Origin of the sequence: Exiguobacterium sp. s39 (genome assembly GCF_018618925.1) — a bacterium.
Taxonomy (GTDB): domain Bacteria; phylum Bacillota; class Bacilli; order Exiguobacteriales; family Exiguobacteriaceae; genus Exiguobacterium_A; species Exiguobacterium_A abrahamii.
The window spans coordinates 2121263-2142689 of record NZ_JACSNA010000001.1 but is presented as its reverse complement, the minus strand read 5'-3'; the positions used below and the strand labels follow the sequence as shown (position 1 = coordinate 2142689).

General features: G+C 49.6%; 21 protein-coding genes. 12 read left to right on the top strand and 9 right to left on the bottom strand.

The genetic code is table 11. The annotated features are described in order from the left end of the window. Positions 1–113 precede the first annotated feature (113 nt). The 5 genes from ribD to KNQ11_RS11040 all read left to right on the top strand — a co-directional run bounded on the left by ribD (position 114) and on the right by KNQ11_RS11040 (position 4661). On the top strand, positions 114–1154 hold the full coding sequence (ribD, locus tag KNQ11_RS11060) for a bifunctional diaminohydroxyphosphoribosylaminopyrimidine deaminase/5-amino-6-(5-phosphoribosylamino)uracil reductase RibD (protein ID WP_214771739.1): 1041 nt from the start codon (positions 114–116) through the stop codon (positions 1152–1154). After that, positions 1139–1765: a riboflavin synthase gene (gene ribE, locus KNQ11_RS11055; RefSeq protein WP_214771736.1), complete on the top strand. Its 627-nt coding sequence runs from the start codon at positions 1139–1141 to the stop codon at positions 1763–1765. Before ribD ends, ribE begins: the two co-directional genes overlap by 16 nt. Beyond that, on the top strand, positions 1765–2955 hold the full coding sequence (gene ribA / locus KNQ11_RS11050) for a GTP cyclohydrolase II (protein ID WP_214724185.1): 1191 nt from the start codon (positions 1765–1767) through the stop codon (positions 2953–2955). The genes ribE and ribA overlap by 1 nt, the downstream gene beginning before the upstream one ends. Then, the gene (gene ribH / locus KNQ11_RS11045) at positions 2952–3410 is read left to right on the top strand and encodes a 6,7-dimethyl-8-ribityllumazine synthase (protein ID WP_035395821.1); all 459 of its coding nucleotides are present in this window, start codon (positions 2952–2954) and stop codon (positions 3408–3410) included. The genes ribA and ribH overlap by 4 nt, the downstream gene beginning before the upstream one ends. Before the next feature lie 429 nt (positions 3411–3839). After that, on the top strand, positions 3840–4661 hold the full coding sequence (locus KNQ11_RS11040) for a DUF6612 family protein (protein ID WP_064299228.1): 822 nt from the start codon (positions 3840–3842) through the stop codon (positions 4659–4661). A 52-nt stretch (positions 4662–4713) separates the two neighbouring features. Here KNQ11_RS11040 and KNQ11_RS11035 read toward each other — a convergent pair whose 3' ends face one another. After that, entirely contained in the window at positions 4714–6417 is a 1704-nt protein-coding gene (locus tag KNQ11_RS11035; protein WP_214771734.1) for a methyl-accepting chemotaxis protein, read from the bottom strand. 189 nt (positions 6418–6606) lie between these two features. Between KNQ11_RS11035 and KNQ11_RS11030 the strand changes: the two genes are divergently transcribed. Beyond that, a complete protein-coding gene (locus tag KNQ11_RS11030; protein ID WP_064299230.1) occupies positions 6607–7965 on the top strand; it encodes an alanine/glycine:cation symporter family protein in 1359 nt (452 codons plus the stop codon). Between the two features lie 297 nt (positions 7966–8262). Here KNQ11_RS11030 and treC read toward each other — a convergent pair whose 3' ends face one another. From treC to KNQ11_RS10990, 8 genes are all read right to left on the bottom strand, one after another. Then, positions 8263–9903 carry an alpha,alpha-phosphotrehalase gene (treC, locus tag KNQ11_RS11025; RefSeq protein ID WP_214771731.1) on the bottom strand — a complete coding sequence of 547 codons (1641 nt, stop codon included), beginning with the start codon at positions 9901–9903 and terminating at the stop codon, positions 8263–8265. 21 nt (positions 9904–9924) lie between these two features. After that, a complete protein-coding gene (gene treP / locus KNQ11_RS11020) occupies positions 9925–11364 on the bottom strand; it encodes a PTS system trehalose-specific EIIBC component (RefSeq protein ID WP_047394480.1) in 1440 nt (479 codons plus the stop codon). Between the two features lie 199 nt (positions 11365–11563). Beyond that, complete coding sequence (gene treR, locus KNQ11_RS11015; protein WP_214771729.1) at positions 11564–12271, bottom strand: trehalose operon repressor; 708 nt, start codon at positions 12269–12271, stop codon at positions 11564–11566. 128 nt (positions 12272–12399) lie between these two features. Further along, positions 12400–13047, bottom strand: coding sequence for a DUF4352 domain-containing protein (locus KNQ11_RS11010; RefSeq protein ID WP_214771727.1), 648 nt, complete (start codon positions 13045–13047; stop codon positions 12400–12402). An 11-nt stretch (positions 13048–13058) separates the two neighbouring features. Next, positions 13059–14417: an alkaline phosphatase gene (locus KNQ11_RS11005; protein WP_214771724.1), complete on the bottom strand. Its 1359-nt coding sequence runs from the start codon at positions 14415–14417 to the stop codon at positions 13059–13061. Positions 14418–14587: 170 nt separating this feature from the next. Beyond that, the gene (locus KNQ11_RS11000) at positions 14588–15562 is read right to left on the bottom strand and encodes a hypothetical protein (protein ID WP_214771721.1); all 975 of its coding nucleotides are present in this window, start codon (positions 15560–15562) and stop codon (positions 14588–14590) included. After that, positions 15555–16421, bottom strand: coding sequence for an ATP-binding cassette domain-containing protein (locus tag KNQ11_RS10995; RefSeq protein WP_214771718.1), 867 nt, complete (start codon positions 16419–16421; stop codon positions 15555–15557). The genes KNQ11_RS11000 and KNQ11_RS10995 overlap by 8 nt, the downstream gene beginning before the upstream one ends. Then, on the bottom strand, positions 16415–16783 hold the full coding sequence (locus tag KNQ11_RS10990; protein ID WP_029342757.1) for a GntR family transcriptional regulator: 369 nt from the start codon (positions 16781–16783) through the stop codon (positions 16415–16417). The genes KNQ11_RS10995 and KNQ11_RS10990 overlap by 7 nt, the downstream gene beginning before the upstream one ends. 156 nt (positions 16784–16939) lie before the next feature. Between KNQ11_RS10990 and prfA the strand changes: the two genes are divergently transcribed. Genes prfA through KNQ11_RS10960 form a run of 6 tightly spaced genes read left to right on the top strand, consistent with a single transcriptional unit; the run spans position 16940 to position 21359 of the window. Further along, the gene (gene prfA, locus KNQ11_RS10985) at positions 16940–17998 is read left to right on the top strand and encodes a peptide chain release factor 1 (RefSeq protein ID WP_047394495.1); all 1059 of its coding nucleotides are present in this window, start codon (positions 16940–16942) and stop codon (positions 17996–17998) included. Further along, entirely contained in the window at positions 17998–18846 is an 849-nt protein-coding gene (gene prmC, locus KNQ11_RS10980) for a peptide chain release factor N(5)-glutamine methyltransferase (protein ID WP_214771716.1), read from the top strand. Before prfA ends, prmC begins: the two co-directional genes overlap by 1 nt. Then, a complete protein-coding gene (locus tag KNQ11_RS10975) occupies positions 18843–19841 on the top strand; it encodes an L-threonylcarbamoyladenylate synthase (RefSeq protein WP_064299235.1) in 999 nt (332 codons plus the stop codon). The genes prmC and KNQ11_RS10975 overlap by 4 nt, the downstream gene beginning before the upstream one ends. Positions 19842–19858: 17 nt before the next feature. After that, the gene (locus tag KNQ11_RS10970; protein ID WP_214771713.1) at positions 19859–20374 is read left to right on the top strand and encodes a low molecular weight protein arginine phosphatase; all 516 of its coding nucleotides are present in this window, start codon (positions 19859–19861) and stop codon (positions 20372–20374) included. 5 nt (positions 20375–20379) lie between these two features. Then, positions 20380–20820, top strand: a complete 441-nt coding sequence (gene rpiB, locus KNQ11_RS10965; RefSeq protein WP_023469512.1) for a ribose 5-phosphate isomerase B — start codon at positions 20380–20382, stop codon at positions 20818–20820. After that, entirely contained in the window at positions 20820–21359 is a 540-nt protein-coding gene (locus KNQ11_RS10960) for a TIGR01440 family protein (protein WP_023469511.1), read from the top strand. The genes rpiB and KNQ11_RS10960 overlap by 1 nt, the downstream gene beginning before the upstream one ends. Positions 21360–21427: the final 68 nt, after the last annotated feature.

Below are 21427 nucleotides of genomic sequence, written 5' to 3'. Positions count from 1 at the left end.
GTCTCTTTCTGCATGAAAAAATGCAGGAAGCGAACCGTGTATTTCGTGAACCCTTCTATACAGACGCCCCTTTTTCAAGGGGCGTCTTTTTTCATTTGAAAGGAGTGAACGCGATGTCACAGATGATGAGTTATGCCATGCAATTAGCACAAATGTTACACGGACAAACAAGTCCGAATCCAAGTGTCGGCTGTGTCATCGTCAAACAAGGACGCATCATCGGCTTCGGTGCGCACCGGTTTGCCGGTGGTCCGCACGCAGAAGTCGAAGCCTTACGGATGGCAGGGGAAGCCGCCCGTGGTGCCGATCTTTACGTGACGCTCGAGCCATGCAATCATCACGGCAAGACGCCACCATGCACGGAAGCGATTCTACAAGCGGGAATCAAACGAGTCTTCGTCGCAACGGAAGACAAACATGCAATCGTCGCTGGTTCCGGAATCAAACGTCTACAGGACGCGGGAGTCGAAGTCGAGGTCGGCTTGTTACGGCATGAGGCAGAAGCCCTCTACACGGAATTCTGGAAGACGATCGAACGAAAACGCCCGACCGTGACCGTCAAGATCGCTCAGACGATGAACGGGATCGCGGCGACAGGTGAACAGCGCTGGATCACGTCAGAAGAAGCACGCGCGAACGGTCGTGCCCTGCGTGGACGCCACGATGCAATCCTCGTCGGCAGTGAGACGGTCCTCGTCGATGATCCGGCACTGACGTTACGCGCATCGTCAGGCATCGAGCCGATTCGGGTAATCGTCGATCGTCGTGGTCGGGTTCCGGAGACAGCACAAGTCTTCCGCGATGGTAAAAATCCGACCTACTGGCTGACGAGTGTTCCACGGGTTAGTCATGATCAAGTGACGGTCCTCGTTGGTGAGTATGAGACGCCGGAAGCGATTTTGAAACGCTTATACGAACAAGATATCCGTAGTGTTTTGATCGAAGGTGGACCGACGATTCAAGCCGCTTTCCTTGAGGCAGATCTTGTTGACCGAATCGAAGTCTACCAAGCCCCATCGATTTTTGAAGGCGATGCGTGGAATAGTCAACACGATATCGAAGATCGTTTTCAAATCGACCAGGTTGAGACGGTCGGACCGGATCTCCATCTGACGTACATCCGAAAGGAGGAGACGACATGTTCACCGGATTGATTGAAGAAGTCGGAACCTTAAAACGAAAGATACCGCGACCAAACGGGTTAGCGCTTGAAATTGAGGCGCACCAGGTACTCGAAGGAACGAAGATCGGTGATAGCATCGCCGTCGACGGGATTTGTTTGACGGTCACGTCGATGAGTCCGACTAGTTTCACAGCAGATGCCGTCCATGACACGATCCGGTCAACAGCCCTCGGCACGTACCGCGTCGGAAGCCCATTGCAACTCGAACGGGCGATGCCGGCAGATGGTCGCTTCGGCGGTCATTTCGTCAGTGGACATATCGACGGAACAGCGCGGCTGATCAGTCGGCGACCGGATGGAGAAGCGATGGTCTATACGTTTGATGTCGGATCGTGGCAAAAGTATTGTATTCCGAAAGGCTCGATCGCAATCAACGGTACGAGCCTGACGTTGCAACGCGTCACGCCGGAAACGATCTCGATTTCATTGATTCCGCACTCACGTCAAGTGACGACGTTTGATCGATTGGCAAGCGGCGCAGTCGTCAATATCGAGTGTGACATGATGGCAAAACATCTCTATCATTTCACGCAGCATGAGAAGCAGACGGACTGGGCAGCATTCTTAGGAGGCGACATGTAATGAACGGATTCGACTTGATTGAAGACGCGATAGAAGATTTGAAGAACGGACGACCGATCATCGTCTGCGATGACGAGGATCGTGAGAATGAGGGCGATCTCGTCATGCTCGCAGAACATGCGACACCGGAAAACATCAACTTCATGATCACATACGGAAAAGGACTCGTCTGTGTACCAGTCAGTCCGCGGATCGCACAGCGACTCGAACTTGCTCCGATGACAGCGAATAATACAGATCCACATGGAACGGCATTTACGCTCAGCATCGATCATGAAGAGGCAAAGACCGGCATCAGTGCTGAGGAACGGTCGCTAACGATTCAGCGGATGCTGACGGATGGACCGGAACGTTTCAAACGACCGGGTCACATCTTCCCATTGATCGCAAAAGAGGGCGGTGTCCGGGAGCGACGTGGACATACGGAAGCGGGTGTCGATCTTGCCCGTCTTGCCGGTAGCGATGAGATCGCCGTCATCTGTGAAATCATTAAGGAAGACGGCACGATGGCACGGGTCGATGATCTACTTCTCTATAAGGAAGAACATGATTTAAAACTGATTACGATCGAAGCACTCGTCGCGTATCTTGAGCGACCGTTGAAGCGGGAGGCGGAAGTGTTGCTTCCGACGACGTTCGGAGCCTTTCGGATGATTGGCTATACGACACAAGATAAGAAAGAACATGTCGCTGTCTTATCCGGTGAAGCGCACGACGGAATGCTCGTCCGTCTACACTCGGAATGCCTGACAGGGGACGTCTTCGGTTCGAAGCGTTGCGATTGTGGACCGCAACTCGATGCGGCACTCGAGCGGATTGAACAAGAAGGGGGAGCCGTCTTGTATTTACGTCAGGAAGGACGCGGCATCGGTCTGATGGCGAAGTTAAAAGCGTATGAGTTACAGGAACAAGGACTCGATACGGTCGAAGCGAACCATGCACTCGGTTATCCGACGGACATGCGTGATTATACGGTCGCAGCGAACATGTTGCGCGATCTCGGCGTGACGAAGATCCGCTTGATGACGAACAATCCGGACAAACAACGGGTGCTCGAACAAGAAGGCATCGAAGTCATCGAACGCGTGCCCCATCAAGTACCGGCTGAACCTGAAAATCAACGTTATCTGAAAACAAAACAAACGAAACTCGGGCACTGGCTCGACATCCAAGGAGGACACACATCATGATCTACGAAGGTTTCTTAACAGGAGAAGGACTACGCGTCGCAATCGTCGCTGCACGTTTTAACGAATTGATCACTTCAAAACTCGTCGGAGGAGCAAACGACGCTTTCCGTCGTCACGGTGTCGCAGCGGATGCTGTCGATACGGCGTGGGTTCCAGGAGCATTCGAAATTCCACTCGTCGCGGAAAAGTTAGCGAAAAGCGGCAAGTATGACGCAGTCATCACGCTTGGCGCCGTCATCCGTGGAGCGACGTCACACTATGATTACGTCTGTAACGAAGTCGCGAAAGGTGTCGCGAGTGCGTCGCGCGACACAGGCGTACCGATCATCTTCGGTGTCCTGACGACGGATTCAATCGAGCAAGCAGTCGAACGTGCCGGTACGAAAGCTGGGAACAAAGGCTATGAAGCTGCGGTTTCTGCGATTGAGATGGCGAATCTTTTACGGACGATCTAACAAATCAGAAACGGGGCTGACTCAAAAGTCAGTCTCTACAAAGATAAGGGTGGCAGAATGATGATCTGCCATCCTTATCTCGTAACAAAAAGAATGACGCGTCACACGCCACTCCTACAGGAACAAGCGCATTTATGCGCTGTCAGAGATAAACAAGACCCGCTTTCCTGCTTGAATGAAGCAGGAAAACTGGCTTGTGTCTCGCCTGAGGAAAGGGCGTGAAAAGACGCGTCATTCTTTTTTTGAGTCAGCCTCGTTTTTTTGCGGGAATCTCACGAACACTGAACCAAATTTCAAAAAAAGAATTGTAGATTTGAAATTTGAGGATTCAATTTTAAGTAGAACGGTAATGGTCTACTAAAGAAAGTTTGAAACATTTTCCAATGTTTTTCGTAAATCAGGGTAACGCGTATAAAGGAGGAAATGAATATGAAGAAAACAAGGTGGGTAGCAGCCGGGATTGTCGCAGCATCCATTGGACTTGCCGGATGCCAAGATGGACAGACGGATTCAGGTAGTGGTAGCGGATCGGGTTCGACGAAGTCGGGGGAACTCTCGAACACAGAGCTATTAAAGAAAGCGACAGCCGCTCAAGAGGACATCAAATCGTTCCATATGGAAGGAACGGTCAGCTCTAAAGCAGGTGAGATGGCGATGGATCAGAAAGTTTCAGCTGACATCATTCAAAAGCCGCTCGCGATGAAGCAGACGATGACGATGAAAAATCCTGAAGACGGGAAAGACGTGACGATTGAGAGTTATATCGTTGACGATAAAATGTATCTCTCACAAAACGGACAATGGATCGTTCAAGATGTTTCGGAATTAGGCGAAATGGTTGAAGCGATGGAATCATCGGCATCAACGGAACAAAACCTACAGCTCCTAAAGAAATACAAAGATAATTGGACAGCGAAAAAAGAGGGCGACGTCTATCAGATCGACGTTAAGTTAAGTGGTGACGATCTGAAAGCCTTCATGAAGGATTCACTCGAACAGACAGGACAGATGGCGCAGATGAAAGACGCGATGGATAGCATCGATTATAAAAAGATGAACTACAAAATGACATATGACGCGAAGACGTTCTATCCGAAGTCTCTCGACATGGACATGGTGTTTGCGATTGAAAAAGAGACCGAATTCAATATGAAGAATGAGTCGACGTTCTCGAAATTCAATGAGATCGACGAGATCACATTACCGGCGGAAGCAAAAGACGCACAACCGCTCACAGGTGCAGGACAATAAGTAATAAAAAACAAGCCCCTCTCTTCTAATCTGAAGACGAGGGGCTTGTCGTTTAGACTTGGAACTGGCGTAAGACCTCTTTTAGTGCCTCTGCCTGCTGTTGACTGACGGAAGTCTGGTCATGGACATCCCGGAACGCTTGGACGGAATGATTGATTTGTTCTGACATCGATTGTGTGCCTTGTGCCCCATCATTGACGGTGACGGCAACATCGTGGATGACACCGAGCATGTTTGCTGTCAGTTCCTGGAGTTGACCGGCTTGAGCGGCGAAGTGTTCCGCTGCATCGCCGAATAATTGTGCATCATTTCGATACTGAACGGAGGCGTCTTCGAATAAATCATAGTCCTTGACGACCTTCGTATCGATGAAGGAGAGCATCTCACCGGAAGCGGAATTCAAATGTTCAACGGACTCGATGACAGAAATCGAGACATCTTGGATTTGTTCGACGGTATCCCGGCTACTTTCAGCAAGTTTACGAATCTCATCGGCGACGACGGCAAAGCCGCGACCGACTTCACCAGCGCGTGCTGCTTCAATCGAAGCGTTAAGGGACAATAGATTCGTTTGCGCCGCGATCGAGAGGATTGCGTCCGATAAGACGGAAATCTCCTTGACCGCCTTCGCGCGAGCCATCGCGTCCTCGAGTTTACTTTTCGTTTCAGCGAGAATGTGATTCGCGGTCTGTTTCGCTTCGGTTGCGACGACTTGAAGCGATTCGGCCCGTTCGCCGACTTCTTGTGCTCGTTTTCCGTTCGCTTCCGCACTAGAGACGATATCATGAATCGTCGCTTCCATATCGACGGCAGACGAGTTCATCTCTTCGGCAGAAGCAGCTGTCTCCTGCATCCCGGCTGATAAGTTTTCAATCGTATGGGAAGTCGACGCCATATCCTGATCGAGTTCGCTGATTCGACCGGAGACGTGACGCGAAGTCGATACGACGTGGGTTGCTGTATCATCGACCTGGACGATGATCGTTCGTAAGTGAGCGATGAATTGATTCATCGACTGGGCGATTTGTCCAATCTCGTCATCACGCGCGACGTCGAGTTGTGCTGTCAAGTCGCCACCTTGTGTTGCCAGTTCATACGTTTTTGCCTGCAGTTGACGGAGTGGACCGAAGATTGAGTGTAAAATCAAGACGGTGAAGATGACACCGAGTAATCCGACGACACCGATGATCGTGAAGAGAAGGATGTGAGCTGTATTGGCAGAACTTGTGATGGCATCACCATTTATTTTCGCTTGTTGATTATTGTATTTCACGATTTTCGTTAATTGATCAGAAACGGCGAAGTATGAATCACGACTCTCACCTTCATAATAGGTGACCGCTTCTTTTTGAGTTTCTGGTGTACTGAGGGCGAGAAGGCGATCAGTCGTCTCATTGAAAGTTTGCCATTTTTTCGTGAGATCATTGAACAGTGCGCGATCGCTTTCTAAATAAATCGTTTTCTCGTATTTCGCGAGATTCGCATCAACGGTCGCTAAACCGTCTTTGACACGCTTATCATAACCAGCTTTAATTTCTGGATCATTTTCTTGGATGTGTAATAATTCGACACGTCGCAAATCTGATAGAGCGGTATTCGTTTCATGGGATAAGTTCAGACCAGGAATCCAGGAGGACGTGATGGTCTGACTCTGTTTGTCGACGTGGTCGAGTGAGAATCCGCCGTACAGTCCGACGCCGATCAAGCTAAGCAAAAGGATGGAGGACAATAAGATAAGCTTCGTTTTAATCTTCATATGATTCGCTCCTTTTTTTGCAAGATGAACTATTTATTTTCTTGATTATACCTTCACAAGTAAAAAATTTACTTATTATCAAAAAAATTAAAACGCAGAATAGTTTCATGAAAAAATAGTTTGACAATTATCAGTAAATTCTGAAAAAATGGTAAGGAACTACATATTTCATAAAGGGAGGTAAGACGAATGGGAAATTCATTTAGTGACTGGGTTAGTGCGGTGTCCGATATCGTATGGGGACCACCGTTACTCATTCTGTTGGTCGGTACGGGGATTTACTTGACAATTCGCTTAGGATTCATTCAAATTACCAAACTGCCGTATGCGCTGAAGCTCGCGTTTTCAAAGCATCAGGACGATAAGTCAGAAGGCGACATCAGTCACTTTCAAGCATTGATGACGGCACTGGCTGCGACCGTCGGTACAGGGAATATCGTCGGTGTCGCAACCGCCGTCGTTCTCGGGGGACCAGGCGCGATCGTCTGGATGTGGTTGTCCGGTCTGTTCGGGATGGCGACGAAGTACGCGGAAGCGATTCTTGCCGTCAAATATCGTGTCGTCGATGAAAAAGGACAGATGGCAGGAGGACCGATGTATTACCTTGAACGTGGACTGAAGCAAAAATGGCTCGGTGTACTATTTGCCGCATTCGCTTCGATCGCTGCGTTTGGGATTGGAAACGGGGTCCAGACGAACTCGGTCGCCCTCGCGATGAAATCGACGTTCGATGTGCCACTTTACGTGACGGGGATCGCGTTAATGGTATTGACGGGTGTCGTCATTCTTGGTGGGGTCAAGTCAATCGGGAAAGTCGTCAGTCTGTTCGTTCCGTTCATGATTTTCTTCTATGTCGGAAGTGGCTTGCTGATTCTCATCATGAACTATGATCTGATTCCAGGTGCGATCTCGACGATCTTCAGTAGTACGTTCTCAAGCGAAGCCATCACAGGAGGGGCAATCGGAGCGGCAATTCGTTATGGTGTTGCGCGTGGTGTCTTCTCGAACGAAGCAGGACTCGGTTCAGCACCGATCGCAGCTGCTGCTGCGAAGACAGACTTCCCGGGGCGTCAAGCACTCGTCTCGATGACGCAAGTCTTCCTCGATACATTGGTTGTCTGTTCGATTACGGGACTGACGCTCGTCATGGGAGGACAGCTCGATACGGACTTGCAAGGCGTTGAACTGACGACAGCGAGCTTTGAGGCCTTCCTTGGACCAACAGGAAAATACATCGTTACGATTGGACTCGTCATGTTCGCGTACTCGACCGTTCTTGGCTGGTCGTACTACGGTGAAAAATCGATTTATTATCTATTTGGTCAAAAATCAATCCTACCGTACCGCATCCTGTTCGTCTTAGTCGCTGGAGCCGGCGCGATGACGACGAACTTGAACATGGTCTGGGCGATTTCCGATGTCTTCAACGGATTGATGGCGATTCCGAACTTAATCGGTTTGATTGGATTGTCCGGCGTTGTCATTGCCGAGACACGACTGTTCCGCGAACAGTTGAAACGAGAAGAAGCAAATCGGAAGGTTTCATAAAGAATGCGAAAATAAAAGACTCGGAAGGAACTAGTGTTTAAGAATCATTTTTGAAAACGAATGATTCTGCCATCCTCGCTTTCCACAGGCGGGAGGTAAGCCGCGACGATCCGCATTTCATGCGGTTCGCCGGGTCTTTCCTTTCCCTGACGAAAGCGTGTACCATGTTTTCTTTTCCTGTAGGAGTCGAGGGATAGGCATTCACATTCTATATCTATTCAACAAAAGAGAAGATTGGCTTCTAGGATATGCTAGAAACCAATCTTCTCTTTTTCGCGTGTGCTTCGTCTTATTCAATCACTTCTTACGATAGAGCATCAGTGATTCATAAGGACGCAACGTCAAAGTGCGTCCCTCTGTCTGCATCTGCTGATAGTTGTGAAGCAACACTGTATAATCCGATCCGTCACGAGGTAACGTGAACGTCGTCTCTGTTCCGTAGAAGTTCGAAACGACAAGCAACTCTTCCTCGCTTGTGGCACGTTCGTACGCCCAGAGTGACGAATCGTCTGGTGTCAACAGACGGTATGAACCGTCCGTCAGCACGTCATACTGTTTGCGGAGCTGAATCAACTGTTTGTAATGATGATAGACCGAGTTTGGGTCTGCGACAGCCGACTCGACATTGATTTGCTCATACGTCGGTGAGACTGGTATCCACGGCTCGCTTGTACTGAAGCCGCCGTTACTTGCATCCGACCACGGCATCGGCGTCCGCGCATTGTCACGCGACTTTTGACGAATCGCAGCGAGAATCGCTTCTTCCGATATACCGTTGTCCCGAGCTTCCTGATAGGCGTTCAACGTCTCGACATCGCGGTAGTCGGACAAATCCGTGAAGTCCGGATTCGGCATGCCGATCTCTTCTCCTTGATAGATGTACGGTGTACCTTGTAGACCATGAAGCGTCGTCGCGAGCATCTTCGCACTTTCGACACGATACGTGACGTCGTCACCGAACCGGCTGACGACGCGTGGCTGGTCATGGTTGCACCAAAAGATTGCGTTCCAGGCTTGTCCGTTCATGCCGGATTGCCAGTCGGAGAAAATCTGTTTCAGTTGCGTGAAATCAAATGGTGCTGCCGTCCATTTTTCACCGTTCGGATAATCGACTTTCAAATGATGAAAGTTGAACGTCATCTTCAGTTCTTGTTCATCAAGTGATGAATAACGAAGGCAGTGTTCAAGTGACGTCGACGACATCTCACCGACGGTCAAGAGATCGTGTCCGGCAAAGACTTCTGCGTTCATCTCTTGCAAGTAGTCATGGACGTTCGGTCCGTCCGTATAATACGAACGACCGTTTCCTGCTGGATCGTTTGGAAGACCTGGCGTCTTTGAGATCAAATTGATGACATCGAGTCGGAAGCCGCTGACCCCTTTATCCCGCCAGAAGCGCATCATGTTGTAAACATCTTCCCGTAAACGTGGATTTTCCCAGTTCAGATCCGCTTGTGTCTTGTCGAACAGGTGCAAGTAATACTTGCCAGCTACCTCATCAAATGACCAAGCGGGACCGCCGAATTTCGATACCCAGTCGTTCGGTGTCTCGCGCCAGATAAAATAGTCGTGATACGGGCTGTCCGGGTGACGTCCTTCTTCGAACCAAGAGTGCGACGTCGAGCAATGGTTGACGACGATATCCATCATGACAGACAGACCGCGTTGTTTTGCTTCTGCAAGTAACGTCTCGAAATCGTCCATTGTTCCGTAGGATGGATCAATCGCGTAATAATCACTGACATCATAGCCATTGTCGTTCTGAGGTGAAGCATAGACCGGCGTCAACCAAAGGTAATCGACACCAAGATCCGCCAGATAATCGAGTTTGGCAGTGACGCCACGTAACGTACCGGTCGCTTTGCCCTCCGGACTATAAAAACTCTTCGGATAGATTTGATAAACGGCGGATTTGCGCCAATCGGTTGTCGTGATCATGAGATACACACCTTTCTAGAATTACGCTGCTTTTTTCAGGGCAGCTTTTTTTGCGCGTTTCGTTGAGACATAGTGGAACAGGAACGTACAGGCGACAGGAACGATGATCGCGATCACCATGCCGACGATGAATGACAGAATCGAGCCTGGTACGATCGAAATGAAAGCAGGTAATCCGCCAACACCGATCGCAGGAGCAAGAACGCCACTGACGGCGATGAAAGCTGACGCGATCGCTGAACCGACGAGTGCCGCGTAAAACGGATATTTGAATCGGAGATTGACCCCGAACATCGCTGGTTCCGTGATCCCGAAGTAGGCGGATAAAGCGGACGTTGATGCCATGTTTTTATCGTTAACGTTTTTCGCGAGGAAAAGCATCGCGAGTGTTGCTGAACCTTGGGCGATGTTCGAAATCGCGATCATCGGCCAGATGAACGTCGTTCCGCTTTGTCCGATCAACTGTAGATCAACGGCGATGAACATGTGGTGCATGCCGGTAATAACGAGCGGCGCATAGAGTGCGCCGAAGAGTAAGGCACCAAGTAACGGAACAGCTTCGAACGTATTGACGACACCGATTGTAATCCAGTCACCGACTTGACGCGTGACCGGTCCGATGACGGCAAGGGCGAGGAAGCCCGTCAATGTGATCGTCGTAATCGGTACGACGAGTAATTGAATCGCATTCGGTACCCGTTTTTTGAGCCAACGTTCAATCGTACTGAGAACATAAGCAGCGGCGAGTACAGGGAGGATTTGTCCCTGATAACCGACTTTTTCAATTTCAAAGAGACCGAGAATGTTGAATGTCGGGATTTCACCTTTTAGAGCACTTTGTCCGTAGTTCCAAGCGTTTAAGAGATCTGGGTGAACAAGCATCAGACCCATGACGATCCCGAGAATCTCACTTCCACCGAAGCGTTTCGTCGCTGACCAACCGACGAGTGCCGGGAGGAAGACGAAGGCCGTGTTTGCCATCATATTGATAAGATCCCAAAGTCCTTGTAAGTTCGGATAACGATCGATCATCGTCTTGCCACCGAACTCGATACCGAATAGATTATTGATTCCCATTAAGAGACCAGCAACGATGATCGCCGGGATGATAGGCATGAAGACATCAGAAAAGACTTTGATCAACTTTTGGAACGGATTCATCTTGGCAGCGCCAGACGATTTAACATCTGCGATCGTCGTTGCCTGTAAACCGGTTAATTGAATGAATTCTGCATAGACCCGGTCGACGTCTCCGGCACCAATGACGATTTGATAGACACCCGCGTTCAAGAACGCGCCTTTGACGAGCGGAACTTCAAGTAAGGCTTCTTGATCGACAAGCTCTTGGTTCTTAAGCGTTAAACGAAGGCGGGTGACACAGTGAGCTGCCTGCTCAACGTTCTCCTTACCTCCGATGTTCTCAATGATTTGCTCTGCAATCTGACGATAGTTTGGTTTCATCTCGATGCTCCTTTTTGGAAGTGACATACTTGACCACTTTTGAAATGAAAACGTTTTCTTATCTGCGCACACTTATCTTAACTTATCTATATAAGTTGGTCAAGAACTTATATAGATAAGTTAAGAAGAATAAAAAAGAGAGAATCCGTCATCTACGGATTCCCTCATCTAGGTAGCGTATATTCAACGTAGCGTATATTCAACGACGGGCAATATCAGTGAACTGAAACTTATCGAGCCGGTGACGCGATTCCGTCCGTTCGAAATGTTGTCCTTCATAGAAATACGTATCGTTCGTGACAACGATGACATGCGTCATATCGTGAAGGTCGAGTCGTTCTTGGTCTTCCATTGTCGCAGGGCGAGCTTCGATTTTTCGTTTTGCGTAGCTGATCTGCCGACCAAGTGTCTCTTCGATGTACTGATAGATCGAACCTTGAGCGATGTCAGTAGTGAGTCCGGGTACGAGTGCTGTCACGAAATGATTGATGTCACGGATGACACGTTCACCATCGATTTGGCGAATGCGCTCGATGCGCGTCACGTTCGTTCCTTGTGCCACATGTAATAACGAAGCGAGCTCAGCAGAGGCGGAGAGGACTTCGCAAGACACTACATCCGTCTCGACGGCATGTCGCCCCATCCGGCGATGTGCTTCCGAGAAGCTGACGATCCCATTGAATTGGAATTCGATCGCTTCTTGCGACAGGACGAAGACACCTTTCCCCTGGTGTTTACGGACGAAGCCTTTTTCTTGCAGGGCATCGATCGCTTTTCGGACCGTTCCGCGGCTCGCCTCGAATTCGTGCATCAATTCCGTCTCAGAAGGTAATTTCGTTTCAGCCGGGAGCGTTCCTTCCTGAATCCGCTGTGCGAGCTCGTGATAGATGTTTAAATACTTCGGCATATGATCCGTCCTTTACACTCAAATAATGCCTTTAGTGTAGCACGGAACGATTACAGGCATCAAAATAGCTCCACCTATGATCCGGACATGACCGGAAAATAGATAGAGCGTAGAAGTGTGAATGTCAGTCAACGAAGAGACGTCGAAAACGTCGTTCCTTTTTTGAGGACATCTTGTTTTTCATCGAGAACATCACTCGTCAAGAGTTCAATCGAGTCAACCGGCTGTTCCAAGATGAAGCCGAAGTTACCACTCCGTGACTCGGACGGGGCGTAAGTTTTCGCAAGCGACTCCAAATAGACGTCGTCCTCGAGCGTCTTTTCTGTCGCAGCATCGAGTTTGAAGTGGGCGACAGGATTGAACGTGACCGGTTCATTACTTGTGTTCTTGATCGTGACCCGTGTCTTGATCAAATCAAAGGATTCATCGTGCGTAAAGCCATGGAAGAAATCAATCATGCCATAGCTTGGACGAGCATGGAATACTTTGATCTCTTCGATCGTCATCTCGATCGGACCAATCTTCCGTGTTTCGTTCACTCGTTTGAATTGTTTAAGCGTCAGGTCGCCCTTATCATCCGTGACGGTCTGATCGATTTTTGTCAAATCGCGATCGTCTGGAATTTGTGGGTTTGGAACGTAGGCGCTTGTTTTTTCAAGCGATACCGGCTGCTCCTGTTTCGCAGACGCTGGTTCTTTTGGTGTGTCTTGTGATGCTGAAGTGCCACAACCAGCGAGCACCGTCCCGAGCATCAAAGTAGCAAGTATCTGTCTCATGAACATTCTCCTTATTTCTTCGATTTCAAGAGATCGAAGATGATTTTCGCGTGATCCGTGTTGTCGACTTGTCCCGCGAAACGTTCTTTAGCAGGACCGAACGCATAGACCGGTACGTCTTCACCTGTATGTCCACCTGTCGTCCAGCCTGTATGCGAGCGTTCGTTGAAGATTTCTTCAATCGCATTATCGATCTCGAGTAATTTCTTCGATTCAGCAGCGCGGGAGACGCTATCGATTTCTTTGTCCGTCAAGGCGAGTTTGTCCTGATCGATATACGTCGTCAACGTCTTGCGGACGTCCGCACCATCGACGATTTTTTGCGCCATGAAGTCAGGTGTTTTCTTTGCCGCTTTGATCGGTTCAGCGAACCAGTTATAGATGCCATCTGCACCGATTGAATATCCACCCGTTGAGTGGTCAGCTGTCGCGACGACGAGTGTATGTTTATCCTTCTTTGCAAATGCGATCGCGGCTTTGAATGCCCGCTCGAAGTCTTCCATCTCACTCATGGCACCGACGATATCATTGTCATGACCGGCCCAGTCGACTTGGCTACCTTCGACCATCAGGAAGAATCCTTTTTTATTCGAGTCGAGTCGCTTAATGGCAGAGTTCGTCATTTGTTCAAGCGATGGGACCGAGTTTTCGCGGTCAATCCGTTTTGGTAATCCACCATCTGCGAACAGACCGAGGACTTGTTTGTTTTTATCACCTTGCAATTGATCCAGATCCGTGACGTAACTGTAACCGTCTTTTTTGAATGCTTTCGTCAAATCAACATCCGGACGGACGAAGTTCGACTTACCGCCACCGAGCATGACGTCAATTTTATGCTTCCCATTGACGCGTTCCTTGAAGTAATCGTCTGCGATCGCGTTCATGTTCTTTCGGCTCTCATCATGAGCACCGAACGAAGCAGGTGTCGCATGCGTGATTTCCGATGTTGCAACGAGTCCTGTTGACTTACCACGTTCTTTCGCTGCTTCAAGGACGGTCTTGACTTCCGATTTATCGTTATCGACAGCAATCGCTGCATTATACGTCTTGACGCCGGATGACATCGCTGTTGCTGCGGAAGCGGAATCGGTGACGTTTTCCTTCGGATCTTCCGGATAAGTCATCTGTTGACCAACGAGGTATTGGTCAAACGCTGTTTTTTCAGCAACCGGTGTCGATGGATCGTTCTTTAAGTAACGATGTGCTGATGTATAGGAGACACCCATCCCGTCGCCGATCAAGAAGATGACGTTCCGGATTTCCGGTGATTTGACCGGTTTCGTCTTTGCTTCTGCTTCAGGCATCGAGAGCATCGTACTAAGGGAAAGGGTTGATAAGGCAAAAATCGGAATGGTACGTTTTAATTTCATAAGAGTTCCTCCTCGAAAGGTGCTGGGGTTTGATGATCGATACGACCTACAAACTCCACCTTACGGATAGAATGTGAAATCCATGTTTATCGTTTGTAAAGCTTTGTGAAGAATCGATGACAAAAAAATGGACCTTCTGAAAAGTCATTTCAGAAGATCCATTCGTTGCATTAGCGACTCCACCCAATCATTCTGCGATAAGAGCTGAACGTCGGCCACGCGAGAATCGCGATTGCGAGCCAGTACAGGAATTGATTCTCGGACGAAATCAGACCGATGATTCCCGCGAGTAGGATTGTCGTATAGATCGAGAAGGTGATGATGAGTGCTGGATGTAATTTCGGGAAAATCGTGAAACGCCCGAGACGTTCGTTCGCACCTTTGACATAGAGACGACTACCGAAAATCAGTAAGACGACCGTCAAGGCTAAACTGAACAATACAGCATAAGCGATGTTGAAATCGGTATTGTACTCGAAGAAGAGTGCAAAGGGCGTCGTGATTGTCATCAAAAAGCTTGTTGGTTTGTCTAACTCTTCGTAGCCCACGCCAAAACCCAGTTGACCGATAGCATAGATACTGAAATACGTGAAGTAATTCAAGAACAAGAAGAACGTTCCGAGTAACAGTTGTCCGATGATATCACCAGCAATCGTTCCGGCGAATAAGAAGATCGTCAAAATTGTCACATCAAATAGAAGGAATAGACCAAAATCTTGAAGGAGTGACGACCACGTGACGTAATCAAACGGATTGATACCGAATGCTTGCAGTAATGACCAACTGGCGAAAAAACCGATGATCGGGAAGACGATCAACGTCACAGTGCCGATCGCCCATTTAATCCAAAACAGCCAGACCTTCGGAAACGGCAACGCGTGTAAGATCAGACTGCGACCACTTCCGCGCTCGGAACCGAGCATCAAAATCGCAAAGACGGCGATCAGAATGGCAGCGAATCCAGTGAAGAACGGACTGACGAGGACAGCTTGAATCGTTTCGGTTTGATAAGATACTTCATATGTTTCAAAGTCGTTGATGATGGTATAGCTACCAAAACCATAACTGAAGATCGCCAGTAGAATAAAACAAGCGAGTGGCCAAATGCCTTGCTTGATGTGATAGCGGATCAATTGCTTAACCATGTCGTTTCCCTCCAAATGTCCCTAAGAAGTAATCTTCCATCTGCACCGGCAAAGCATCCTTTAATAGAGGACTCGTCGTTTCAAGATACTGCGCGCCTGCATCGGATAAGACGAGTAACGTCACGACCCGACCCGTTTGGGATAAGACGTGGAGATCGGCATGACTGAGCTCTGGAACATCTTCATAGACGACTTGCCATTTCTGCATGCTAGCTTTGGCATCATCGAGTGCCTTCGGTTCGCGGACGAGGTGTTTTTCGATCGTCATGACACGGTCGGCAAGGGAATCGAGTTCTTCGAGTTGATGCGAAGCAATCAGAACGGCTGTCTGGCGCTCCGCAAGTAATGAGACGAGTTGTTTCAGATAATCACGTTTGTTGATTCGGTCAAGTCCATCGGTTGGTTCATCGAGTAACAGAACCGGGGCATTCGTTGCGAACGCGAGTTGGAGAAGGAACAATTGCGCTTGTCCCTTCGATAAAGAAGTGACGCGACGTCCGCGATCGAGATTCGACGAGCGGCAGTAGTTTTCGATATACGTCTTCTCGAAGTTTGGATAAAAGACGTGATAGAAGTTGATCAGTTCACCGAGCGTCATCTGGCGGTAGACGGAAACAGAATCCGGAACGAGGAAAAGGTGCTTCCGCGTCTTCGGGACGTGGTGGATCGACTCGCCGTTCCATTCGACCTTTCCACGAGTCGGCTCGAGCGCTCCGACGAGTGTTTTCAGTAATGTCGTTTTTCCGGCACCATTACGACCAATCAAGGCAGTAATCGTTCCTGCCGGCAGGGTGAAGGATGCATTTTCATAAATCATGGTACGGTCAATTTGTTTCGTCAGATGAGAAACGGTCAACATGAGGAATCCTCCCTTATGTGTAAGATATGTTGATAGAGTTCTTCGTTTGAGATGGATAATTCGTCGGCGATGGCACAAAGGCGGATGAGTGGATCTTGGATGGCAGCTTGTTTGACTTCGTGAAGTGGGATGTCTGAGATGAAGGAGCCTTTACCGCGCATCGTGACGATGAAGTTGCGGCTCTCGAGTTCCTGATAGGCGCGGGAGACAGTGTTCGGATTGACAAGGAGTGTACCGGCAAGTTCACGGACGGATGGCATCTGTTCGCCGGAGCGGAGTAGACCACGAGCAATCGAGCGGATGATTTGAGCGACCAACTGTTCATAGATCGGTAACGGACTTTTCGGATCAACGGTGAACATTTCTTCACCTCCTTAAGTGTACTAATTCAATTAATACACCAATTATAGGAATTTACAACCTGTCTGTCAACGTTTCTTTTCAAGAAGACGATGACGCCATCGATCGCAATATTTGCTATACTGACGACAGAAGAATCGCCAGGAAGGATGACCGAGATGTTGGATCGATTGAGTGCGTTAGAGGACCGTTATGAAAAACTAAATGATATGTTGGCTGATCCAGCCATCATCAATGATACGAATCAATTGCGTGAGGTCTCAAAGGAGCAGTCACAGCTTGCGCCGACCGTCGAGACGTACCGTGTCTATCGCGAGAAGATGGAAGCTTATCAAGAGGCACGTCAAATGTTGACAGATCCCGAGATGCGCGACCTTGCAAAGGAAGAAGTCGCGATGCTTGAACCGGAGATCAAAGAGCTTGAAGCGAAGCTGAAGGCTTTATTATTACCAAAGGATCCGAATGACGATAAGAACGTCATCGTCGAGATTCGTGGTGCAGCAGGGGGAGACGAGGCAGCCTTATTTGCGGGTGACCTATTTAAGATGTACTCGAAGTTTGCTGAGAAACAGAGCTGGAAGATTGAGATCATCGATGCGAGCTACACGGAGCTTGGTGGCTACAAAGAGATCATCTTTATCGTCAAAGGAACGGGTGCTTATTCGAAGTTGAAGTACGAGAACGGGGCACACCGCGTCCAACGCGTTCCGTCAACGGAATCCGGCGGGCGGATTCATACATCGACCGCAACGGTCGCCGTGTTACCAGAAGCAGAAGACGTCGAAGTCGAGATCCATGACAAGGATGTCCGAGTCGATACGTTCACGTCGAGTGGACCGGGTGGCCAGTCCGTCAATACGACACAGTCCGCTGTCCGTGTCACGCACGTGCCGACGGGAATCGTTGCCAGCTGTCAGGATGAGAAGTCGCAAATCAAGAACAAGGAAAAAGCGATGAAGGTCTTGCGCGCGCGTGTCTACGATAAGATTCAACGCGAACAGCAAGCGGAATATGATGAAAAACGGAAGTCAGCTGTCGGTACGGGTGACCGTTCAGAGCGGATTCGGACGTATAATTTCGCTCAAAACCGGGTGACGGATCACCGGATCGGATTGACGATCCAGAAGCTTGATCGAATCTTGCAAGGCGAGATGGATGAAGTCATCGATACGCTTGTCATGGAACATCAGGCGCGGGCATCGGAGGCGGCGAACTGATGCGGATCGCGAAACGTTTAAATGATGCAAAAACGATGATGGAACAAGCAGGACGCGAGGGTTCAAGTGCCGAATGGTTACTCATGCACGTCTTGGATGTCGACCGGACCGGACTCCTTGTCCGCTTGTCCGATGAATTGACGCCGGAGCAAGATTTACGATTCAGTGAATACTTGCTTGCTCATGTTCACGGCGTACCCGTTCAGCATTTAATCGGCTATCAGCCGTTTTATGGACGGGATTTCCGTGTCACACCGGATGTCTTGATTCCACGACCGGAAACGGAAGAGTTGATCGTCTTCGTCACGGAGCGTCTCAAACGTGAGTCGTTCACCGCGGGACAGATCGTCGACATCGGAACCGGTAGCGGAGCGATTGGAATCACGCTCGCCCTCGAACTCGAGCAACCGGTCACGACCGTCGATATTTCACCGGCCGCGATTGCGGTCGCGAAGCAAAATCAAGCAAAGCTTGGTGGAGACGTGACGTTCCTTGAAGGAGATCTACTAGCGCCACTTGCGGATGATTCCGTTCGGGTGCTCGTTTCGAATCCTCCTTATATCGAGGAAGAAGAATTACTCAGTGAAGTCGTGTTTGATCATGAACCGCATCTCGCCCTGTTTGGCGGAAAAGACGGTCTCGTCTTTTACCGACGTCTCGTCGAGGAGAGTGGACGGGTCCTACGCGACGATTTCCGACTGATTGCGTTTGAAATTGGACACAATCAAGGACCAGAAGTGCAAATGATGTTAAAAGAACGTTATCCAAATGCGGAAACGGGTATTTTAAAAGATATAAACGGTAAAGACCGTATCGTGTATGCGGAACGAAAGGATTGTACAGCGTGAAGACGGAAATGATTGACTTACAGACGATGGATGAAGCAGTTCGGTTATTGCAGGAAGGAGAGGTCGTGGCGATGCCGACTGAGACCGTTTATGGTCTCGCAGGGGATGCAACGAACGAAGCGGCTGTTCGGCGAATCTTCGCCGCGAAGGGTCGACCTTCTGACAATCCACTGATTGTCCACGTCGCATCCGTAGAACAGGCACATCAGTTCGTCACGCACATTCCAGATGTCGCGGCACGTTTGATGGAGGCGTTCTGGCCAGGAGCCTTGACGATCATCCTCGAATCGAACGGCACCGCATCCACACTCGTCACAGCAGGACTAGATACGATCGGATTACGGATGCCAGACCATCCGCTCGCGCTTCGATTGATCGAGGCGACAGGGTTGGGTCTCGCAGCACCGAGTGCCAACCGTTCCGGAAAACCTTCACCGACGTCATCTGCGCACGTCGCACATGACCTCTCGGGACGCATCGCTGCGATCGTCGATGGAGGGGAAACGGGCATCGGGGTCGAATCGACTGTCATCGATTGTACGATGACGCCACCGGCGATTTTACGACCGGGCGGCGTGACACGCGAACAAATCGAGTCGGTCATCGGTCCTGTCACACTCGATCCTGCCTTATCGATGAAAGATGTTACACCGAAGGCACCCGGGATGAAATATACTCACTATGCACCGGAAGCAACACTGTCCGTAGTGGAGGGAGATCTTTCATTCTTACAGCAACTCATCGATGATGCACGACAAACCGGACACAAGACGGGCGTCCTCCTGTTTGACGGGGAGGAAGTCGACGCAGATGTTCGCTGCTCCCTTGGTAATTCGATGGAGACGGCGGCACAACGTCTTTACGATTGTTTACGGCGATTTGATCAGACGACGGTGGATCAGATTTTTGTACGAGACCTATCAGAAGAAGGGGTGGGGCTTGCGGTCCGCAACCGCCTCCATAAAGCAGCAGGTGGTCGGGTCATTCGCCCTTGAAGAAGGAGGATACGGAGATGAGCACACGTCGCGTTTTATTCATCTGTACAGGAAATACATGCCGTAGCCCGATGGCGATGGCGTTACTACGCTCGAAAGTCGCTGATCAGGAATTCGACATCCGTTCAGCAGGACTACGTTCGATGCAAGGATTTGATGCGTCCGAGAACGCCTTACAAGTGTTACGTGAGCGCGGGATCGAACTCGAACACTATACGCAAGTCTTTGATGATGTACTCGGGCGTTGGTCTGACATCATCTTGACGATGACGCGTCAGCACAAGCAGGAAGTCGGTGAACGCTATCCGGAACTGAAGGAACGGACGTTTACCTTATATGAATATGTGACAGGGCTTGAACGGGACATCAACGATCCGTACGGCGGATCAATGAACGTCTACCGGCAAGTACGTAATGAACTCGAACCCCTCGTCAACCGTCTTGTGTTAAAATTGACGCAGAACGGAAACGGAAGAAAAGCTCCGGATACACGGAAACTTCCGAAAAAACAACCTAAACAAACGGGGGAATAGTAAAGATGAAAGTAGCAATCGGCGCGGATCATGGTGGTTTTAAGTTAAAGGCAGAAATCAACGACCTCTTACAAGAGCTCGGCATCGACTATACGGACTTCGGTACGCATTCAGCCGACTCGATCGATTATCCGGATGTCGCGATTCCAGTCGCTGAGGCAGTCGCAAGCGGAGAGTTTGATCGTGGCATCTTGATTTGTGGAACAGGTATCGGGATCGGAATCGCAGCGAACAAAGTCAAGGGCATCCGAGCAGCACTCGTCCATGATACGTTCAGCGCGAAAGCGACGCGTCAGCACAACGATTCGAACATCTTAACGATGGGCGAACGCGTCATCGGTCCAGGACTGGCTCGTGAGATCGCACAGCTTTGGCTTGAAACGGAATTCGAAGGCGGACGTCATGAGAACCGCGTTTGCAAAATCTCAGATTATGAGGTGAAGTAATGGACTTGACACGCATCCAGCACGATTTAGAAGAAGCACTGAACGCTCTGGATGAACGATTTTCCTTAAAAGGAAAATTGCTCGTGATCGGCTGTTCGACGAGTGAAGTCATCGGCAAACAAATCGGCAAGGCCGGTTCACCGGAAGTCGCAGACGCGTTGTTCGATGTTTTCGATGCCTTTCGTCGGTCGCACCAAGTCGATCTTGCCTTCCAAGGCTGTGAGCATATCAACCGGGCGCTGACGCTTGAGCGGCAAACGGCAGAACGACTCGGACTCGATCCAGTGACGGTCGTTCCTGTTCCGGAAGCCGGTGGATCGATGGCGAGTGCTGCCTATCAGCGCTTCTCGGCACCGGTCGTCGTCGAAGCGATTCAGGCAGACGCCGGGATTGATATCGGTGACACGTTCATCGGGATGCACTTGAAAGCTGTTGCGATTCCCGTGCGCTTGCCGCACAAGGAAATCGGTGAGGCACACGTGACGGCAGCCGTGACACGACCGAAATTAATCGGTGGAGCACGTGCTAAATACGAATGATTGATGCAAGGGGTTGCGCACCCCTTGCTTTTTTGATGTTGTTTTTAGGGATGCCGGGAACGAAACAT